Genomic DNA, 18242 nt, shown 5'->3' on the forward strand with positions numbered 1-18242 from the left:
GCCCTCGTGACCGCCCAGAAGCTCGACGGCAAGGCCACCGCGGCCGCGATCAAGACCGAACTGGCGCAGCGGGTATCCGCGCTGCGGGAGCGCGGCGTGACGCCGGGCCTGGCCACCGTTCTCGTCGGCGACGACCCGGCCAGCCAGAGCTACGTGAAGATGAAGCATCGCGACTGCGAGGAGGTGGGCATCGCCTCCATCCGCGTGCACCTCCCGGCGGATGCCACCAGGGCCCAGCTGCAGGAGGCCATCGAGTCGCTCAACGCGGACGAGGCGGTCACCGGCTACATCGTGCAGCTGCCCATCCCGAAGCACCTCGACGAGAACTGGGCCCTCGGCCTCATCGATCCCGACAAGGATGCCGACGGCCTCCACCCGATCAACCTCGGCCGCCTGGTGCTCAACGAGCCTGCCACCCTGCCGTGCACGCCGCGCGGCATCGTCGAGCTTCTGAGGCGCCACGGCGTGGAGCTGAAGGGCGCCGAGGTCTGCGTGGTGGGCCGTGGCATCACCGTCGGGCGCCCGCTCGGGCTGATCCTCACCCGGCGCAGCGAGAACTCCACGGTGACGCTGTGCCACACGGGCACGCGGGACCTCGCCGCCCACACCCGGGCCGCCGACGTGGTGGTCGCCGCCGCCGGCGTGCCGAACATGATCACCGCCGACATGATCCGCGAGGGCGCCGTGCTGGTCGACGTCGGCGTCAGCCGGGTTGACGGCAAGACCGTCGGCGATCTGGCGCCGGACGTGTGGGAGAAGGCCGCCTGGGTCACCCCGAACCCCGGCGGCGTCGGCCCGATGACACGAGCCATGCTGCTGAGCAACGTCGTGGACCGCGCGGAAGCGCTGCATGCCGGATAGGCCCGACAAGCCCGCGGACTCCTACCCCAGCAACCCGTGGCCGCTCCTTGCTTCGCTGTCGGTGCTGGCGGCGGGGGTGGGGTTCGCGGCCTTCGGGCACTGGCGCCGCGCCGCCCTCCTGATCGCCGGCGCGCTCCTGCTGGGCGCCCTGCTGCGGCTCGTGCTCCCCAGGGAGATCGCCGGCCTGCTCACCCTGAGGCGGCGCTGGGTGGACGTGGTGGTGATGGCGGGCATGGGCGCCGCCGTCGCGGTGCTGGCGCTGGTGGTGCCGCCGTCGCGTTGAGGCGCACCCCTACGATGGGGGCCATGCAGGAGAGCGACGCCCTCGAGGACGACAGAGCCCAGATCGACGCGGACCTGGGGCCGAGCTCCCGCTCACGCACCATCCTCTTCCTCGAGATGCTGGTCTTCGCCACCCTCAGCCTGATCGCGTCGTTCGTGCTGTCCTACGACGCCATCCTCATCGCGCAGAACCCCGACGTGGTGCTCAGCTGTTCGATCAACGCGGTCTTCGACTGCGTCACGGTGGGCTCAACGTGGCAGGCCAACGTGTTCGGCTTCCCCAACGCCTTCCTGGGCCTCATCGCCGAGCCCGTGGTCATGACCATCGCGGTGGCCTCGTTGGCCCGCACCCGGTTCCCGCGCTGGTTCATGTTCACCGCCAACGTGGTCTACCTGCTCGGCGTGATCTTCGCGTACTGGCTGCTGTTCCAGTCCACGTTCGTCATCGGGGCCCTGTGCCCCTGGTGCATCCTCGTCACGGTGTCGACCACCTTCGTGTTCACCTCCATGACGCACTGGAACATCCTGGAGGGAAACCTGTTCCTGTCCCCGTCGGCGCAGGCCAGGGCGTTGGCTTTCGTGCGCGGCGGGTGGCTCGCCATCAGCCTCATGATCTGGCTGGCGATCATCGTGTTCATCGAGGTCGCGCACTGGGTGTTCCGGATCATCTGACAGACCCGGCCCCGGCCTACGGGTGCCCCTCCGCACCGGTAGAGTCGCTGTCGAGAGTCCGACACCGACCGTCACGAGAGGAATCACAAGTGAGCACTGCCGCTCCCGTCAAGATCGCCGTCACCGGCGCAGCAGGCCAGATCTGCTACAGCCTGCTGTTCAGGATCGCCAGCGGGTCGCTGCTCGGCGACGCCCCCATCGAGCTGCGCCTCCTGGAGATCACCCCGGCGCTCAAGGCGCTCGAGGGCGTGGTCATGGAGCTCCAGGACTGCGCCTTCGGCAACCTGGTCAACATCGAGATCGGCGACGATCCCAACAAGGTCTTCGACGGCGTCAACCTGGCCATGCTGGTGGGCGCGATGCCCCGCAAGGCAGGCATGGAGCGCGGAGACCTGCTGTCGGCCAACGGCGCCATCTTCACCGCCCAGGGCAAGGCGCTCAACGCCGTCGCCGCCGACGACGTCAAGGTGCTGGTGACGGGCAACCCCGCCAACACCAACGCGCTCATCGCCCAGCAGAACGCCCCCGACATCCCCGCGGAGCAGTTCAACGCGCTGACCCGCCTGGACCACAACCGGGCCCTCTCCCAGCTCGCCGCCAAGCTCGGCCGCCCCGTGACCGACATCAGCCACATGACCATCTGGGGCAACCACTCGGCCACGCAGTACCCGGACCTCTTCAACGCGAAGGTGGGCGGCCAGAGCGCCGCCGAGCTCGTGAACGACCAGGAGTGGCTGGAGAACACCTTCATCCCCACCGTCGCCAAGCGCGGCGCGGCGATCATCGAGGCGCGCGGCCTGTCGTCGGCCGCCTCGGCCGCAAACGCCACCGTCGAGCACATGCGCGACTGGGTGCTCGGCACGCCGGAGGGGGACTGGGTGTCCATGGCCGTCCCGTCCGACGGCTCGTACGGCGTCCCGGAGGGCCTCATCTCCTCGTTCCCGTGCACCGTCAAGGATGGGAAGTACGAGATCGTCCAGGGGCTGGAGCTGAACGACTTCTCGCGCGGGAAGATCGACGCCTCCGTCGCCGAGCTGGTCGACGAGCGCAACGCGGTCACCGAGCTCGGGCTCATCTGAGCCGCATCACCGCACGCAGAACGGCCCGCCCCATCGAGGGGCGGGCCGTCCTGCGTCGGGGGCGAACGATCAGTGGTCGATGGCGCCCTCCGCGCCGGCGCCGGTCATTGAGCGGACCTCCATCTCGGCCGCCCGGTCCGCCACCTCCGGGCCGTCCGGCCTGAGCACCGAGCCCAGCCAGCCCAGGAAGAAGCCCACCGGGACGGAGACGATCGCCGGGCTGTCGATGGGGAACCAGGCGAAGTCGACGTTGGGGAACATCGAGGTCTTCAGCCCGGACACCGCGGGGGAGAAGACGATCAGCGTGACCGCGGTGATGAGGCCGCCGAAGATCGACCACACCGCCCCGGCGGTGGAGAACCGCTTCCAGTACAGCGAGTACAGGATCGACGGCAGGTTGGCCGAGGCTGCGACGGCGAAGGCCAGCGCCACCAGGAACGCGACGTTCTGGCCGTTGGCGGCGATGCCGCCCACGATGGCCACCAGGCCGATGGTCACCGACGTGATGCGCGCGACCTTGACCTCCTTGGCGGGGTCCGCCTTGCCGTCCTTCAGCACCGAGTTGTAGATGTCGTGCGCGAACGACGCCGACGCGGTGATGGTGAGGCCGGCGACGACGGCCAGGATGGTGGCGAACGCCACGCCCGCGATGACGGCCATGAGGATGGTGCCGCCCAGCTCGTAGGCGAGCGCCGGGGCAGCCGCGTTGGCCCCGCCCGGCATCTCCGAGATGGCCTTGGGGCCTACCAGCCAGGCCGCCCCGTAGCCGAGCACCATGGTGAACAGGTAGAAGGCGCCGATGAGGCCGATCGCCCAGGTGACGGAGCGGCGGGCCTCCTTCGCGGTGGGCACCGTGTAGAAGCGCATGAGGACGTGCGGGAGGCCGGAGGCGCCCAGCACGAGGGCGAGGCCCATGGAGATGAGGGCCAGCGGATCCTTGTAGCGTTCCATCGGGGCGAGGAGGTTGACCTCGGACCCGTCGGCGGCGGTGGTGGCCATGGCCTCGCCCAGCAGCGTGGAGAGGTTGAACCCGGCGAAGGCCAGCACCCAGATGGTCATCGCGCCCGCGCCCAGGATGAGCAGCACGGCCTTGATCATCTGCACCCAGGTGGTGCCCTTCATGCCGCCGATCAGCACGTAGCCCACCATGAGCAGGCCGACGATGGCGATGACGATGTTCTGGCCCATGGGTGAGGCGATGCCCAGCAGCAGCGACACCAGGGCGCCGGCGCCGGCCATCTGCGCGAGGAGGTAGAAGAAGCTGACCGCCAGGGTGGAGGTGGCGGCCGCGAGGCGGACCGGCTTCTGCCGCATGCGGAAGCTGAGCACGTCGGCCATCGTGTACTTGCCGGTGTTGCGCAGCGGCTCGGCCACCAGCAGCAGCGCGACGAGCCACGCCACCAGGAAGCCGACGGAGTACAGCAGGCCGTCGTAGCCGTACAGTGCCACGGCCCCGACGATGCCGAGGAACGAGGCGGCCGAGAGGTAGTCTCCGGCGATGGCGAAGCCGTTCTGGCGTCCGTCGAACTGGGCGCCGCCGGTGTAGAAGTCTCCCGCCTTCTTCTTGCCGCCGCGGGTGACCCGGATGACCACAGCCATCGTGAACACGACGAACGCGGCGAAGATGGCGATGTTGATGAGCGGGTTGCCCAGCTGCTGGGTCTCGAGGAGTCTCATCGTGCGCTCGCCTCCAGATCCTCACGCAGGGCCTTGGCCAGCGGATCGACGTTCCTGGTCGAGTGGCGCAGGTACAGCCAGGTGATGAGGAACGTGCTGACGAACTGGCCGAGGCCGAACAGGATGCCGACGGTGAGGTTGCCCGCCACCTCGGTCATCATGAGGTCCTTGGCGAAGATCGACGCCAGGACGTAGGCGAAGTACCAGACCAGGAACACGGCGGTCATCGGGAAGGCGAAGGACCGGAAGGTGCGCTTGAGGCGTGCGAACTCCGGGGACTGCTGGACACGGTGGAACTCTTCCGCCGGGATCTCCCCGGTTGGAGCGTCTGGGGTGCTTTCGTGCATCAAGTTGTGTCTCCTCTGGGCTGAGCGTCGTTGCTACAGGTCGAGTCGCGCGTCGTTGCGCGAAGGCAGAGTAACAAGTCGGCGGGGTCATGCTGCGCCGTCGCCCAAAATCCGCGCCCGGCGCGGCTAACCGGCCGCTGGGGGTGACCACTACCATGGCGCCCATGCATCAGCTCGTCGTCACGCTCGACTGCCCAGACCGGCCGGGGATCGTCCACGCGATCACCGGCGGCATCGTCGCGGCGCACGGCAACATCACCGAGCTCCAGCAGTTCACCTCGCCGGACACGGGCCACTTCTTCACCCGGATAGAGGTGCACGGGGCCGAGCCGGACGCGCTGACCTCCGCGGTCGCGGGCCCCGCCGGGGAGCTGGGCGCCCGGTTCCGGGTCGACGACGCCGCCCGCCCGGTGCGAACCCTGATCCTCGCCTCGAAGGCGGGGCACGTCGTCAACGACCTGCTCTTCCGCTGGCGCGCCGGGGACCTGCCCATCGACGTGGTGCGCATCATGGCCAACCACGACGTGCTTGCCCCCATGGCCGAGTTCTACGGCGTGCCCTTCACCCACCAGGGGGTCACCGCCGAGACCAAGCCGCAGTTCGAGGCGGAGGTGCGGCGCCTCGTCGACGAGGAGGGCGTGGAGCTGGTGGTGCTGGCCCGCTACATGCAGATCCTCAGCCCTGAGCTGTGCGAGTTCCTGGCAGGCCGCGCGATCAACATCCACCACTCCTTCCTGCCCGGCTTCAAGGGCGCCAACCCGTACCGCCAGGCGCACACCCGCGGCGTCAAGCTGATCGGCGCCACGGCGCACTTCGTCACAGGAGACCTCGACGAGGGCCCGATCATCGAGCAGAACGTGGTGCGGGTGGACCACACCATGGACGTGGCCAAGCTGGTGCGCAAGGGCCAGGCCCAGGAGTCGCAGACCCTCGCCGAGGCCGTGCGCCTCGTCGCGGAGCACCGCGTCCTGGCCGACGGTGACCGCACCGTCATCTTCCGCTGACCGAGGAGTCCGGCCACGTGCTGACCGACATCGCCCTGATCGCCGTCTTCATCATCATCGGCGGCACGTTCGCCGCCGCCGAGATGGCGCTGATCACCCTGCGCGAGAGCCAGGTCAAGCAGCTCGCCGGCAAGGGCAAGCGCGGCCGGGCCATCGAGCGCCTGACGGGCAACCCCAACCGATTCCTCTCCGCCGTCCAGATCGGCGTGACCCTGTCCGGCTTCCTCTCGGCGGCCTTCGGCGGCGCCACCATCGCCGACGCGCTCTCTGCGGTGCTGGTGGAGTGGGGCATGGCCGAGTCCGTCTCGGGCACCGTGTCGCTGGTCCTGGTCACGGTGGTCATCTCGTACTTCTCGATCGTGGTGGGTGAGCTCACCGCCAAGCGGCTCGCCATGCAGCGCGCCGAGTCCTTCGCCCTGACGCTCGCGCCGCTGGTGTCCGGCATCGCGACGCTCACGCGCCCCCTCATCTGGTTCCTCGGGGTGTCCACCGACGCTCTGGTGCGGATCCTCGGCGGGGACCCGAAGCTGTCCCGCGACGCCGTGACCGACGAGGAGATCCGCGCCATGGTCATCGGATCCTCCACCCTGGGCAAGGAGGAGCGCCGCATCGTCGACGAGGTGTTCGACGCCGGGGAGCGATCGCTGAGGGAGGTCATGGTGCCGCGCACCGAGGTGGACTTCCTGCCCGCCGAGATGCCCATCGGGCTCGCCCACCGCGAGGTGCGCGGCGCGCCGCACTCCCGCTACCCGGTCACCGACGGGTCGCCGGACCGCCTCGCCGGCTTCATCCACGTGCGCGACCTCATGGACATCGAGGGGACGGCCCGCGACGGCGACGTGGGCAGCATCGCGCGCGAGGTGCTGTTCCTCCCCGAGACGGTCAAGATCCTGCGGGCCCTTACGGCCATGCGGGGTGCCCGGGCGCACCTGGCCATCGTCCGCGACGAGTACGGCGGCACCGCCGGCATCGTGACGCTGGAGGACCTGATGGAGGAGCTGATCGGCGACATCACCGACGAGTACGACCTCCCGGCGGACTCGGCCCCCCGCCAGATCGACGAGGTGGACGGCCTCACCACCATCGAGGAGTTCGCCGAGCTGACCGGCTACGTGATCCCGGAGGGGCCCTACGACACGGTGGCGGGATTCTTCATGGCCCTGCTCGGGGCGCTGCCGAAGCTGGGCGACTCGCTCACCTTCACGCTGCCCGCCGAGGACGTGCACGACGACACCCCCGGCCGGTTCACCCTGGAGGCCACGCAGATGGACGGCCGGCGGGCGGCGTGGTTCTCGTTGCGCCGGGAGAGCGTCCCGGCGGTGGACGCCGATGCCTGACGACGGCCTGGGGCTGCTGACCGGCCCCCGCGTCGAGCCGCTGCTGCGCGCCGCCGTCGAGCATCAGGGCGGGCAGCTGCTCAGCTGGGCCATCGAGCACGTCGACGCGGCCCCCGAGCACTCCACCACCGCCACCTACCTGGCGACCGTGGCGTGGCCGCACGGCGAGCGCACCGAACTGCTCGGGGTGAGCGCCCGCACGGGGCCGCTGCTCCCCTCGGACTCGCGCGCCGAGATCTTCGAGGACGGACACCGGCGGGTCGCGGTGTGGCTGTACCCGTTCGACCCGGACCTGGCGGGGCTGCCCCGGGCGGCGTTCCCCGAGCGGATGGCCGACACGCTCAACGCCGGGGGAGTGACCGCGCACCGCGTCGCCGCCGAGGACCTCACGCTCACCATGGTGGGGTACCGGCCGAGGCGGCGCGCAGTCGTCAGGGTGGAGGTCGCCGGCACCGGCGAGGTGTTCTACGTCAAGGTGCTCCGGGAGCGGATGTTCGCCGACGTGCACGCCAAGCACGTGATGCTGCGCCGCGCAGGCGTGCCGGCCCCGGAGGTGGCGCTGGCCACGGAGGACCACCTGCTGCTGCTGCGTGAGCTGCCCGGGACCTCACTGGCCACGGCGCTGTTCGAGGAGGGTGACCCGTGCACGCCGGAACAGCTGATCGAGCTCCTTGACTCCATGCCCGCGTCGGTTGCCTCGTTGGAACGTCGACCGCCCTGGGCCGACGCCGTGGCGCACTACTCGGCCATGGTGGCCGCCACCCTCCCCGAGCTCGGCGACGAGCTGGCCGAGCTGACCGCGCGGATCACGGCCGGGCTCGCGGGGTTCCCCCCGGGCGTCGAGGCCACGCACGGCGACTTCCATGAGGGGCAGCTGAGGGTGGCGGGGGGCCGCGTGGTGGGACTGCTGGACGTGGACACCATCGGGCCGGGACGGCGCGCGGACGACCTGGCGTGTCTCATCGGCCACCTCTCGACGATCCAGCGGATGAACCCGGAGCAGGAGGCGAAGGTCCGCGACCTCCTCACGCGGTGGGTGCCGGTGTTCGACCGCCGCGTCGACCCCGTCGAGCTGCGCCTGCGGGCGGCCGCCGTGGTGATCTCGCTGGCGACGGGGCCCTACCGCAGCCAGGACGTGGACTGGCGCCAGCAGACCGTGGCGATGGTGCGCTCGGCGGGCGCCCTGGTGCGGCAGGTCTCGCCCGGCTGAGGCGCCGCATTGTTGCGTGTTTATAACGATCAAGTTCCGGGTAGCGACGTCTCGGGCCCGCCAGGGTAAGGTCCGTCACGCAACTAATTTCCCGTCAAGGAGGAAGCTTCGTGAAGAAGTCCCTGTTGAGCGTCCTCGCGCTGTCTGCCGCGTCCGCTCTCACTCTCGCCGGCTGCGCCGCGCCGCCGAGCGCCACCACGTCACCCGCGGCCACGGACAGCGCCTCGGCCAGCGCCCCGGAGTCCTCCGCCCCGGCGGCGGAGTCGGACTTCACCGCGTGCATGGTCTCCGACGCGGGCGGCTTCGACGACAAGTCGTTCAACGAGACCGCCTACAACGGCATGATGCAGGCCAAGGACGAGCTGGGCATCCAGACCAACCAGATCGAGTCCAACGCCGAGGGCGAGTACGCCGGCAACGTGCAGTCGATGATCGACGCCAACTGCAACATCGTCATCACCGTCGGCTTCGCGCTGGCCACGGCGACCGAGGCGGCCGCGAAGCAGAACCCCGAGGTCAACTTCGCCATCGTCGACAACTCGTCCTTCGAGGGCGTCGACAACGCCAAGGGCCTGATCTTCAACACGGCGCAGCCCTCCTTCATGGCCGGCTACCTGGCCGCGGGCATGACCCAGACGGGCACCGTCGGCACCTTCGGCGGCGCCAAGTACCCCACCGTGACCATCTTCATGGACGGCTTCGCGCAGGGCATCAAGTACTACAACGAGCAGAAGGGCGGAGACGTCAAGCTGATCGGGTGGGACGAGGCCAAGCAGGACGGCCAGTTCGTGGGCGGCAACAACCCGTTCGGTGACATCCCCGGCGGCAAGAACACCGCCAGCACCCTGATCGCCCAGGGGGCGGACATCATCCTCCCCGTCGCCGGCCCCGCCGGCCTCGGCGCCCTGCAGGCCGCCAAGGAGTCCAACGGCAAGGTCAACGCCATCTGGGTGGACACCGACGGCTTCATCTCCGCGCCCGAGTTCGGGCCCCAGATCATGACCTCGGTCCAGAAGGGCATGGACGTGGCCGTCTTCGAGGCCATCAAGGCCGCCATGGACGGCTCCTTCTCCTCGGACCCCTACGTGGGCACCCTGGAGAACGACGGCGTCTCGCTGGCCCCGTTCCACGACTTCGAGGCCAAGGTCTCCGACGAGCTGAAGTCCGAGCTGGAGCAGATCAAGGCCGACATCATCAGCGGCACCATCACCATCACCTCGCCGAGCCAGCCCAAGTGATCCTGGGCGGCTAGCCGCGAAGTCAACAGCGGGAGGGGCGCGTCAGTGCCCCTCCCGCTACGCTTTCTGTCACGCCATGTCGGCCAAGGAGGAGCACGTGTCAGCGATGACAACCCCGCGGACCCCCGTGTTGTCCCTGGAAGGGATCACCAAACGGTTCGGTTCCCTCACCGCGAACGACTCGATCAGCATCGAGGCCGTGCCGGGGAGGATCCACTGCCTGCTCGGTGAGAACGGCGCGGGCAAGTCCACGCTCATGAACATCCTGTTCGGGCTGCTGCAGCCGGACTCGGGCGAGATCCGCCTGGGCGACGAGGTGCTCAGGCTCACCAACCCCAAGCAGGCCATGGCTGCCGGCATCGGCATGGTGCATCAGCACTTCATGCTCATCCCGGTCTTCACCGTCGCCGAGAACATGGTGCTGGGCCACGAGCCCGGCCGCGGCGGCCGTCTCGACATCAACGCGGCGCGTGCCCGCGTGCGGGACCTCAGCGCCCGCTACAAGCTGGACGTGGATCCCGACGCCCTCGTCGAGGACCTGCCGGTCGGCATCCAGCAGCGCGTGGAGATCCTCAAGGCACTCGCCAACGACGCCACCTACCTGATCTTCGACGAGCCCACCGCCGTGCTCACGCCCCAGGAGATCAACGAGCTGATGGCCGTCATGCAGGCACTGCGCGACGAGGGTCGCGCCATCATCTTCATCACCCACAAGCTGCGCGAGGTGCGCGAGGTGGCCGACGACATCACCGTCATCCGCCGCGGCAAGGTGGTGGGCACCGCCGAACCCGGGGACTCCGAGGCGGAGCTCGCCTCGATGATGGTGGGGCGCGCCGTGGACCTCAAGGTGCGCAAGAAGCCCGCCGAGCCTGGCCCCGACCGGCTCGTCGTCGAGGACCTCACCGTCGCCAGCCCGTCGGGCGCCGTCGCCGTCGACAAGCTGTCGCTCACGGTGCGCGGCGGCGAGATCGTGGTCATCGCCGGCGTGCAGGGCAACGGGCAGACCGAGCTGGCGGAGGCGCTGCTGGGCACCATGCAGCCGCTCTCCGGCCGCGCCACCCTCGACGGCGTGGACATCACCCACGGCAAGCCCGCCGCCACCATCGAGGCGGGCCTCGGCTACGTGCCCGAGGACCGGCACCGGGACGGCTTCGTGGGCGAGTTCTCGATCGCGGAGAACCTCGTGCTCAACAACCTCGACGCGTTCAGCCGCAGGGGCTCGCTCGATCTGAAGAGCATCGCCGAGAACGCTGACGCGCGGATCGCGGAGTTCGACATCCGCACCAGCGGCTCCCACACGCAGCCGGTCAGGTCCCTCTCCGGCGGCAACCAGCAGAAGGTGGTGCTGGCCCGCGAGCTGTCGCGCCCGTTGACGCTGCTACTGGCCAGCCAGCCCACCCGCGGGGTGGACGTCGGGGCCATCGAGTTCCTGCACGGACGCATCGTCGAGGAGCGCGACAAGGGCACCGCGGTGCTCATCGTCTCCACCGAGCTCGAGGAGGTCGAGTCGCTGGCGGACAGGATCGCGGTGATGTACCGCGGCCGGATCGTCGGCATCGTCGCCCCGGACACCCCACGCGACGTCCTGGGCCTCATGATGGCCGGCATCGGCTACGACGAGGCCGTCGCCACCATCGAGGGAGCACGCGCATGAGCCAGGCCGCCACCGTCAAGCACCGGCCCGAGTGGGTCAACACCCTGATCATCACCGTCGCCTCGCTGGTGCTGGCCTTCCTGGTCAGCGCCGTCGTGATGATCGTCTCCGACGCCGAGGTCGCGGCCACCTGGGCCTACTTCTTCGCGCAGCCCGGGGACGCGCTGTCGGCCAGCTGGGCCAAGGTGTCCACCACGTTCTACGCCATGTGGGTCGGCTCGATGGGCTCCTGGGTGGCCATCACCAACACCACCGCGGAGGCCGCGCCCCTGATCGCCGCGGGCCTCGGTGTCGCGGTGGCGTTCCGCGCCGGGCTGTTCAACATCGGCGCCCAGGGCCAGGCCATGATGGGGGCGCTCACAGGCGCCTTCATCGGGTTCACCGTCAAGGGCCTGCCGATCTTCCTCCACCTCCCCCTGGTCATCGCCGTCGGCCTCCTCGCGGGCGCGGTCTGGGGCGGCATCGTCGGCGTGCTGAAGGCGCGCACCGGCGCGCACGAGGTGATCGTGACCATCATGATGAACTACATCGCGGGCAGCCTCCTGGCGTTCTTCATGCTGCAGGAGGCCTTCCAGGCGCCCGGGCGCGCGGATCCCATCTCGCCGGTCCTGGAGTGGACCGCCACCATGCCCCGCATCGACGGCACCCGGCTGCACCTCGGCTTCGTGCTGGCGCTGCTGGCGGCCGCCGCCGTCTGGTGGCTGTTGGAGCGCACGAAGTTCGGCATCCACCTCAAGGCGGTGGGCCTGAACCCCAACGCCGCCGCCACGGCGGGCGCCAGCGTCTCCACGGTGACCGTCCTGACCATGGCCCTGGCGGGCGGCCTGGCGGGCCTGGCCGGCGTCCTCGTCGTCACCGCCCCCGAGCTGCTGACGGGCTTCCCGCCCCAGATGACCGGCACGATCGTCGGCACCCTGGGCTTCGACGCGATCACCGTGGCGCTCCTGGGCCGCTCGCGGCCGCTCGGGGTGGTCTTCGCCGGCCTCCTCTTCGGCGCGCTGAAGGCGTCGCGCCGGACGATGGTCACCATGGCCAACACGCCGGACCGGCTGACCGACCTCATCCAGGCGCTCATCGTGTTGTTCGTGGCAGCCCCCGCCTTCGTCGTGTGGCTGCTGCCGTTCCTGCGTGAACGCAAGGTCAGGCAAGCATCGGAACCGAGCGCGAAGGTGGCACAGGCGTGAGCGTCGACATCATCCCCACGACGGTGGAGAAGACCATCGTCGAATCCCCCGAGAAGCGCGCCCAGAGGCTCTCCACCGGAGTCCTGATCACCGTCATCGGCGTGCTGCTCCTCTGGATGGCGTTCACCGTCGACAAGTCCGGCCTGATCGCGCTGTCCGACGCGTTCGCCGACGTCAAGCTCCCCACCCTCGAGGTCCCCGGCACGGCCACGGTGCTGTTCTGCGCACTTCTGGTGCTGGGTGCCGGCATCGGATTCCTGTCCGGGCGGCTGAGCCGGGGGTTGCGCACGGCGGCCGGTGTCGCGGCGGGCGTCGGCGTCCTCGTCGGGTTCATCGTCTGGGCGGCGGCCAGCTCCACCCTGCCGTTCACGCTCACCAGCCAGCTCAACCTCACCCTCGAGTACGCCACCCCCCTCCTGTTCGGGGTCCTGAGCGGCGTGCTCGCCGAGCGGGCGGGCGTGGTCAACATCGCCATCGAGGGCATGTTCCTCACCGCGGCGTTCTCGGCCTCGCTGACCTACTCCATCACCCAGTCCTTCGTGGCCGCACTGTTCGCGGCCGCCCTCGCCGGCGTGCTCATGGCCTGCGTGCTGGCGCTGTTCACGCTGAAGTACCTCGTGGACCACGTGATCATCGGCGTGGTGATCAACCTGCTCGCCACCGGCCTGACCGGATTCATCTACCAGCAGCTCGTGGCCAAGAACATGGAGGCCTACAGCTTCGTCTCCCCGATGCAGGCCTGGCGCATCCCGGGGCTGGAGTCGATCCCGTTCCTCGGCCCCATCCTGTTCACCCAGAAGCCGCTGACCTACCTCGGACTCCTGGCCGTCCCGCTGGTGTGGTTCCTGCTGTACCGCACCATCTGGGGGCTCCGGGTCCGCTCGGTGGGTGAGCACCCGCACGCGGCGGACACCGTGGGCATCAACGTGATCTGGACGAAGGCCTCCGCCGTCCTGCTCGGCGGCGTCTTCGCCGGCCTCGGCGGCGCCTACTTCACGATCGGGTCCGTGGGCGCCTTCCAGGACAACAACCCCACCGCCGGTAACGGGTTCATCGCGCTGGCCGCGGTGATCATGGGCCGGTGGAACCCCGTCCTCGCGGCGCTGATGGCGCTGTTCTTCGGCTTCGCCCGCGCCCTGGCGCAGACCACCAAGCTGATGCAGCTGCCGATCCCCAGCGACTTCATCGAGATGCTGCCCTACCTGGCCACCATCATCGCCGTGGCCGGCCTCGTGGGCCGCGTCCGGCCCCCGGCGGCGGACGGCGCGCACTTCGTCAAGAGCCACTGATGAGCGGCGGTGTGGACTGGGGCGCGCTCCGCGCCGTGGCGGTCGAGCGCTCCAGGCGGGCCTACGCGCCGTACTCGAACTACCAGGTCGGGGCGGCGGCGCTGGTGGACGACGGGCGCGTGGTGGGGGGCTGCAACGTGGAGAACGCCGCCTACGGCGTGACGTTGTGCGCCGAGTGCGGCCTGATCTCGGACCTCGTCGCGGGTGGGGGAGGCCGCCTGGTTGCGTTCACCTGCGTCAACGGCGACGGGGACGTCATCACTCCCTGCGGCCGCTGCCGGCAGCTGCTCTTCGAGCACGGAGGGAGCGGGCTCCTCATGGAGACGCCCGCCGGGATCCTCACCCTGGCCGCCATGCTTCCGCAGGCCTTCGGCCCGGACGACCTCGACGCCGTCGCCCCGTCGGTTCGCTAACCTGACCGGCATGCTCTCCATCGACGACCTCAGGCCGCTGCCCAAGGTGGCGCTCCACGACCATCTCGACGGCGGGCTCCGCCCCGAGACCGTCATCGAGCACTGCGCCGCCAACGGCCACCAGCTGCCCACCACCGATCCCGACGCGTTGCGGGAGTGGTTCTTCGAGGCGGCGGACTCCGGCTCCCTGGTGCGCTACCTGGAGACGTTCGAGCACACCGTGGCCGCCATGCAGACCCCGGAGCAGCTCGAGCGCGTGGCGCACGAGTTCGTCGTGGATCAGGCCGCCGACGGGGTGGTCTACGCGGAGGCCCGCTACGCGCCGCGCCAGCACCAGCGGCTGGGCATGTCCCTGGAGAACATCGTCGAGTCCGTCCGCGACGGCCTGGCCTCGGGCATGGCGGTGGCCTCCGCCGCGGGCCACCTGATCGTGGCGCAGCAGATCCTCACCTCGATGCGGCACTCCGAGCCGTCGACAGACGTGGCCGAGCTGGCGGTGCGCTACCGCGACGAGTCGGTGTGCGGCTTCGACATCGCCGGCGCGGAGGACGGGTTCCCGCCGTCGCGGTTCGTCGAGGCGTTCCGGCAACTCCGGCACGACAACATGTTCTTCACCATCCATGCCGGCGAGGCGTACGGCCTGCCGTCGATCTGGGAGGCGGTCCAGGTCTGTGGAGCGGCAAGGCTCGGGCACGGCGTGCGGATCGTCGAGGACATCGAGGCCACGGCCGAGGGCCCGCGGCTCGGACGACTGGCCGCCTACGTCCGAGACGCGCGCATCTCGCTGGAGGTCTCGCCGTCGTCGAACCTGCAGACCGGCATCGCGGCCAGGATGGCGGAGCACCCCGTCGACCTGCTGCACCGCCTGGACTTCAACGTGACGGTCAACTGCGACAACAGGCTCATGAGCGCCACGACGATGTCGCGGGAGTTCGCCCTGCTGAGTGACACCTTCGGCTGGACGCTCGACGACGTCGAGCTCGCCACCGTCCGCGCGATGCGGGCGGCCTTCCTCCCGCACGACCAGCGCGAGCGGATCGTGGGCGAGCTCATCCTTCCCGCCTACGCGGCGGCCCGTTGATCCACGAACTTCCCGAGGGTGCCCCGAGGCTCAGCCTGAGGTGGGTGAGCGGTGGCGCCGCGAGGGACGTCGTCGGGCACCTCCTGGCGGCCAACGACCAGTGGTACGTGGTGCTGCCGGAGGACCGGGGGCCGGTGTGGGTGCCGAGGGGAGAGGCCGAGGCGGTCCGCCAGGTCCCGCCGAGGACGGTGCTCGCCACATCCCGGCCTGCGGACATCGAGCGGGTGCTCGAGCGGTCCACCCCGTCCGGGCGCCGCGCACGGCTGGGCGGGTGGCAGCTCGGGGACGGCCGCGCCCTTGCGCTGGGCGACCCGGGTGTGCCGCTGGACCGGGCGCTGGCCGAGGTGACCGGGTGGTGCGGGGGGCCGGCCGTGATCCGCGCTCTCCCCGGAGACCTCGCGGAGGCCCTGCAGGGGCTCGGCTGCGGGCTCTCGCACGCCGCGGTCGTCCTCACCGCGGCTTCTCCCTCCGCCCGGGTCCCCACCGCCGTGCCCCTGACGCGGGGCTGGGCGGTGGAAGTGCCTGTGGACGACGGCGAAGTCCGTGCGGCCGCACTCGGCGCCGGCTACGTCGAGAGGTACCGTGCCGTCACGCTGAGCCTCGGCTGACGGGTCCATCGGACGGTGGATGCTCGGCGGGGGACGCCGCGGTGCGTCTCAGGGAAGCATGGGGTCATGCTGAATCGACTCTTCATCTCCGCCGCCGCCTGGACCGCGCTCGGGCTCGCCTCCGGCCTCTACTGGCGCGAGCTGACCAAGCTCAACGACTTCACCGGGAACACCATGCTCTCCGGAGCGCACACCCATGCCCTCGCCCTCGGCACGCTGATGCTGCTGGTGGTGTTGGCGCTGGCGCGGAGCTTCGCCCTGGCAGAGGGGCCCACGAAGCTGTTCACCGTGCTGTGGAACGTCGCCTTGGGCCTCACCTTCGGCGCCATGGTGGTCAAGGGGACCCTTCAGGTGCTTGAGATCCCGTTCGCCACCTCCCCGATGTGGCCTGGTATCGCCGGGCTGGGGCACATGATGCTGGCGGGGACGTTCGTGTTCCTGTTCGTGATCCTGCGCCGCGCTCTCGTTGCCGCCCCCGCCCCCGCTACCGTGGGGGCGTGACGACGACGACCGACCACCCGCCGCGCTGGTCGGCGTCATGGTGGCTGAGGGTCGGTGTCGCGCTGCTGTTCGTCGGGCTGCTCATGGTGGCCACCGTGCTCGCCTGGAACGGTGGGGGCGGGTGGCCATTGATGCTCCTGGCGGGCGGGCTGCTGACGGTCTTCGTCGCGGGCCTTGCCGTGCATCCCCGGCTGGGGAACGTGGGGAGATCTGTCTGGGTGGGGCTGCTGTTCCTGGCCACGGTCGCCCTCATGGTGCTGTCCCCGGACTTCCTCTGGGTGATCTTCCCGCTGTGGCTGCTGGCCGCCACGGTCCTGCCACTCCTCGCCTCGCTGCTGGTGACGGCCGTGACGCTCGCTGTCGTCGTGACGGTGCTGGCGATGACGGACGGCCACAGCGTGGGCGCGGTGCTGGGGCCGCTCGTCGGGGCCCTGGTGGCGGTTGGGATCGCGCGGGGCGTGCTGCAGTTCGAGCACGAGGCCTCCGAGCATCACCGGCTTCTCGCCGAGGTGTTGCGGGCCGAGGACGAGACCGCCCGGTTGCAGAGGGAGGCGGGGGTGATGGCCGAGCGGCAGCGGCTCGCCCACGACATCCACGACACGCTCGCCCAAGGCTTCTCGTCCATCGTCCTCCTCGCCAGGGCCGCCAACCGGGCAGGTGACTCGGCCGCCTCCGCCCGGCTGGTCGCGGAGATCGAGGCCACCGCCGCGGAGAATCTGGCCGAGTCGCGCAGGGTGGTCATGGCGCTGGCGCCGGAGACCCCCGGTGCGGGTGGGCTGGCCGCGCCGCTGAACAGGCTGACCGCCGAGGTGGCGGGGGCGCTGGGCGCGGAGTGGGCGGTCGCCGTCGATCCTGAGCTGCCCAGGCTGGCCACCCCCATCGAGGTTGCCCTGCTGCGCGGCGCCCAGGGCGCCCTTGCCAACGTGCGGCTGCACTCCGGGGCGCGCCGCGTCAACGTCGAGCTGGCCCGCGCGGGCGACGAGGTGCACCTGGACGTCGTCGACGACGGCGTGGGCTTCGACGTCGCCCGGCCCGTCGTCGCCGGACCCGCGGGTGGGTACGGTCTGCGGGCCCTGCGCGAGCGGTTCGCGGAGCTGGGGGGCGGCGTCGAGGTGGAGTCGGAGCCGGGCGGCACCGCGGTGGCGCTGCGGCTTCCCCTGATCCCCGCGGTGGAGGCCCTGCAATGACCCGCGTGCTGATCGTCGACGATCACCCGGTTGTCCGGTCGGGGCTGCGGGCGCTGCTCGACGGCGCCGACGGGATCCAGGTGGTCGGGGCCGCGGCGTCCGGCGAGGAGGCGCTCGAGGCGGTGACGCGGACCCGTCCCGACGTGGTGCTGTGCGACCTGCGCCTGGGGGCGGGCCTCGACGGCGTGGGCGTCACGTCGGCGCTGCGGGCCATGCCGGGCGGGCCCGCGGTGCTCATCCTCACCACCTACGACAACGACTCGGACATCGCCCGCGCCGTCCTGGCGGGCGCGGCGGGCTACCTGCTGAAGGACGCCGAGCCGGAGGACATCATCGCGGGCATCGCCGACGCGGCGGATGGCCGGCTGGTGCTCTCCCGGGACCTCGAGGGCCGCGTGGTCGAGCGGATGGCCCAAGGTGTGCCCACCCTCAGCGCCCGCGAGATCGACGTGCTGAGGCTCGTGGCCGAGGGAGTGACCAACCGGGAGATCGCCAAGCGGCTGTTCATCTCCGAGGGCACGGTGAAGACCCACCTGGTGCACGCGTTCGCGAAGCTCGGCGCCGAGTCGCGGACTGCGGCGGTCGCCGCCGCCCGCCGGCACGGACTGCTCGTCTAGC

General features: G+C 70.4%; 19 protein-coding genes. 17 read left to right on the top strand and 2 right to left on the bottom strand.

Annotated features, from left to right (window positions below):
* Positions 1 to 6 precede the first annotated feature (6 nt).
* The 4 genes from ACZK5D_RS04560 to ACZK5D_RS04575 all read left to right on the top strand — a co-directional run bounded on the left by ACZK5D_RS04560 (position 7) and on the right by ACZK5D_RS04575 (position 2894).
* The gene (locus ACZK5D_RS04560) at positions 7 to 861 is read left to right on the top strand and encodes a bifunctional methylenetetrahydrofolate dehydrogenase/methenyltetrahydrofolate cyclohydrolase (RefSeq protein ID WP_458996349.1); all 855 of its coding nucleotides are present in this window, start codon (positions 7 to 9) and stop codon (positions 859 to 861) included.
* Positions 851 to 1144, top strand: a complete 294-nt coding sequence (locus ACZK5D_RS04565) for a DUF3017 domain-containing protein (protein ID WP_458996350.1) — start codon at positions 851 to 853, stop codon at positions 1142 to 1144. Before ACZK5D_RS04560 ends, ACZK5D_RS04565 begins: the two co-directional genes overlap by 11 nt.
* Positions 1145 to 1167: 23 nt before the next feature.
* A complete protein-coding gene (locus ACZK5D_RS04570; RefSeq protein WP_458996351.1) occupies positions 1168 to 1815 on the top strand; it encodes a vitamin K epoxide reductase family protein in 648 nt (215 codons plus the stop codon).
* An 89-nt stretch (positions 1816 to 1904) separates the two neighbouring features.
* Entirely contained in the window at positions 1905 to 2894 is a 990-nt protein-coding gene (locus ACZK5D_RS04575) for a malate dehydrogenase (RefSeq protein ID WP_463664426.1), read from the top strand.
* A gap of 69 nt (positions 2895 to 2963) precedes the next feature.
* Here the strand turns inward: ACZK5D_RS04575 and ACZK5D_RS04580 are convergent, their stop codons facing one another.
* Together ACZK5D_RS04580 and ACZK5D_RS04585 are read right to left on the bottom strand one after the other, a co-directional pair.
* A complete protein-coding gene (locus ACZK5D_RS04580; protein ID WP_458996353.1) occupies positions 2964 to 4571 on the bottom strand; it encodes a monocarboxylic acid transporter in 1608 nt (535 codons plus the stop codon).
* On the bottom strand, positions 4568 to 4918 hold the full coding sequence (locus tag ACZK5D_RS04585; RefSeq protein WP_458996354.1) for a DUF485 domain-containing protein: 351 nt from the start codon (positions 4916 to 4918) through the stop codon (positions 4568 to 4570). The genes ACZK5D_RS04580 and ACZK5D_RS04585 overlap by 4 nt, the downstream gene beginning before the upstream one ends.
* Before the next feature lie 155 nt (positions 4919 to 5073).
* Here ACZK5D_RS04585 and purU point away from each other — a divergent pair, with 155 nt between their 5' ends.
* The 13 genes from purU (at position 5074) to ACZK5D_RS04650 (ending at position 18241) form a co-directional block, all read left to right on the top strand.
* A complete protein-coding gene (purU, locus tag ACZK5D_RS04590; protein ID WP_458996499.1) occupies positions 5074 to 5922 on the top strand; it encodes a formyltetrahydrofolate deformylase in 849 nt (282 codons plus the stop codon).
* Entirely contained in the window at positions 5919 to 7259 is a 1341-nt protein-coding gene (locus ACZK5D_RS04595; protein ID WP_463664539.1) for a hemolysin family protein, read from the top strand. The genes purU and ACZK5D_RS04595 overlap by 4 nt, the downstream gene beginning before the upstream one ends.
* Positions 7252 to 8469, top strand: a complete 1218-nt coding sequence (locus ACZK5D_RS04600) for a phosphotransferase (protein ID WP_463664427.1) — start codon at positions 7252 to 7254, stop codon at positions 8467 to 8469. The genes ACZK5D_RS04595 and ACZK5D_RS04600 overlap by 8 nt, the downstream gene beginning before the upstream one ends.
* 110 nt (positions 8470 to 8579) lie before the next feature.
* Positions 8580 to 9707, top strand: a complete 1128-nt coding sequence (locus ACZK5D_RS04605; protein ID WP_458996356.1) for a BMP family lipoprotein — start codon at positions 8580 to 8582, stop codon at positions 9705 to 9707.
* 106 nt (positions 9708 to 9813) lie between these two features.
* Positions 9814 to 11361 carry an ABC transporter ATP-binding protein gene (locus ACZK5D_RS04610; protein WP_463664540.1) on the top strand — a complete coding sequence of 516 codons (1548 nt, stop codon included), beginning with the start codon at positions 9814 to 9816 and terminating at the stop codon, positions 11359 to 11361.
* Positions 11358 to 12545 (top strand): ABC transporter permease, encoded by a 1188-nt coding sequence (locus ACZK5D_RS04615; protein ID WP_463664428.1) that lies wholly within the window; start codon positions 11358 to 11360, stop codon positions 12543 to 12545. The genes ACZK5D_RS04610 and ACZK5D_RS04615 overlap by 4 nt, the downstream gene beginning before the upstream one ends.
* Positions 12542 to 13834: an ABC transporter permease gene (locus ACZK5D_RS04620; RefSeq protein WP_458996358.1), complete on the top strand. Its 1293-nt coding sequence runs from the start codon at positions 12542 to 12544 to the stop codon at positions 13832 to 13834. The genes ACZK5D_RS04615 and ACZK5D_RS04620 overlap by 4 nt, the downstream gene beginning before the upstream one ends.
* Positions 13834 to 14247, top strand: coding sequence for a cytidine deaminase (locus tag ACZK5D_RS04625; protein WP_463664429.1), 414 nt, complete (start codon positions 13834 to 13836; stop codon positions 14245 to 14247). The genes ACZK5D_RS04620 and ACZK5D_RS04625 overlap by 1 nt, the downstream gene beginning before the upstream one ends.
* Before the next feature lie 10 nt (positions 14248 to 14257).
* Positions 14258 to 15328, top strand: coding sequence for an adenosine deaminase (locus tag ACZK5D_RS04630; RefSeq protein WP_463664430.1), 1071 nt, complete (start codon positions 14258 to 14260; stop codon positions 15326 to 15328).
* A 44-nt stretch (positions 15329 to 15372) separates the two neighbouring features.
* Positions 15373 to 15936, top strand: coding sequence for a hypothetical protein (locus tag ACZK5D_RS04635; protein WP_463664431.1), 564 nt, complete (start codon positions 15373 to 15375; stop codon positions 15934 to 15936).
* 66 nt (positions 15937 to 16002) lie between these two features.
* Complete coding sequence (locus tag ACZK5D_RS04640; protein WP_458996362.1) at positions 16003 to 16437, top strand: DUF2871 family protein; 435 nt, start codon at positions 16003 to 16005, stop codon at positions 16435 to 16437.
* Positions 16434 to 17624 carry a sensor histidine kinase gene (locus ACZK5D_RS04645; RefSeq protein WP_463664432.1) on the top strand — a complete coding sequence of 397 codons (1191 nt, stop codon included), beginning with the start codon at positions 16434 to 16436 and terminating at the stop codon, positions 17622 to 17624. The genes ACZK5D_RS04640 and ACZK5D_RS04645 overlap by 4 nt, the downstream gene beginning before the upstream one ends.
* Positions 17621 to 18241, top strand: a complete 621-nt coding sequence (locus ACZK5D_RS04650) for a response regulator (protein WP_463664433.1) — start codon at positions 17621 to 17623, stop codon at positions 18239 to 18241. The genes ACZK5D_RS04645 and ACZK5D_RS04650 overlap by 4 nt, the downstream gene beginning before the upstream one ends.
* Position 18242 lies beyond the last annotated feature (1 nt).

Source organism: Tessaracoccus yangjingae, from assembly GCF_055326235.1.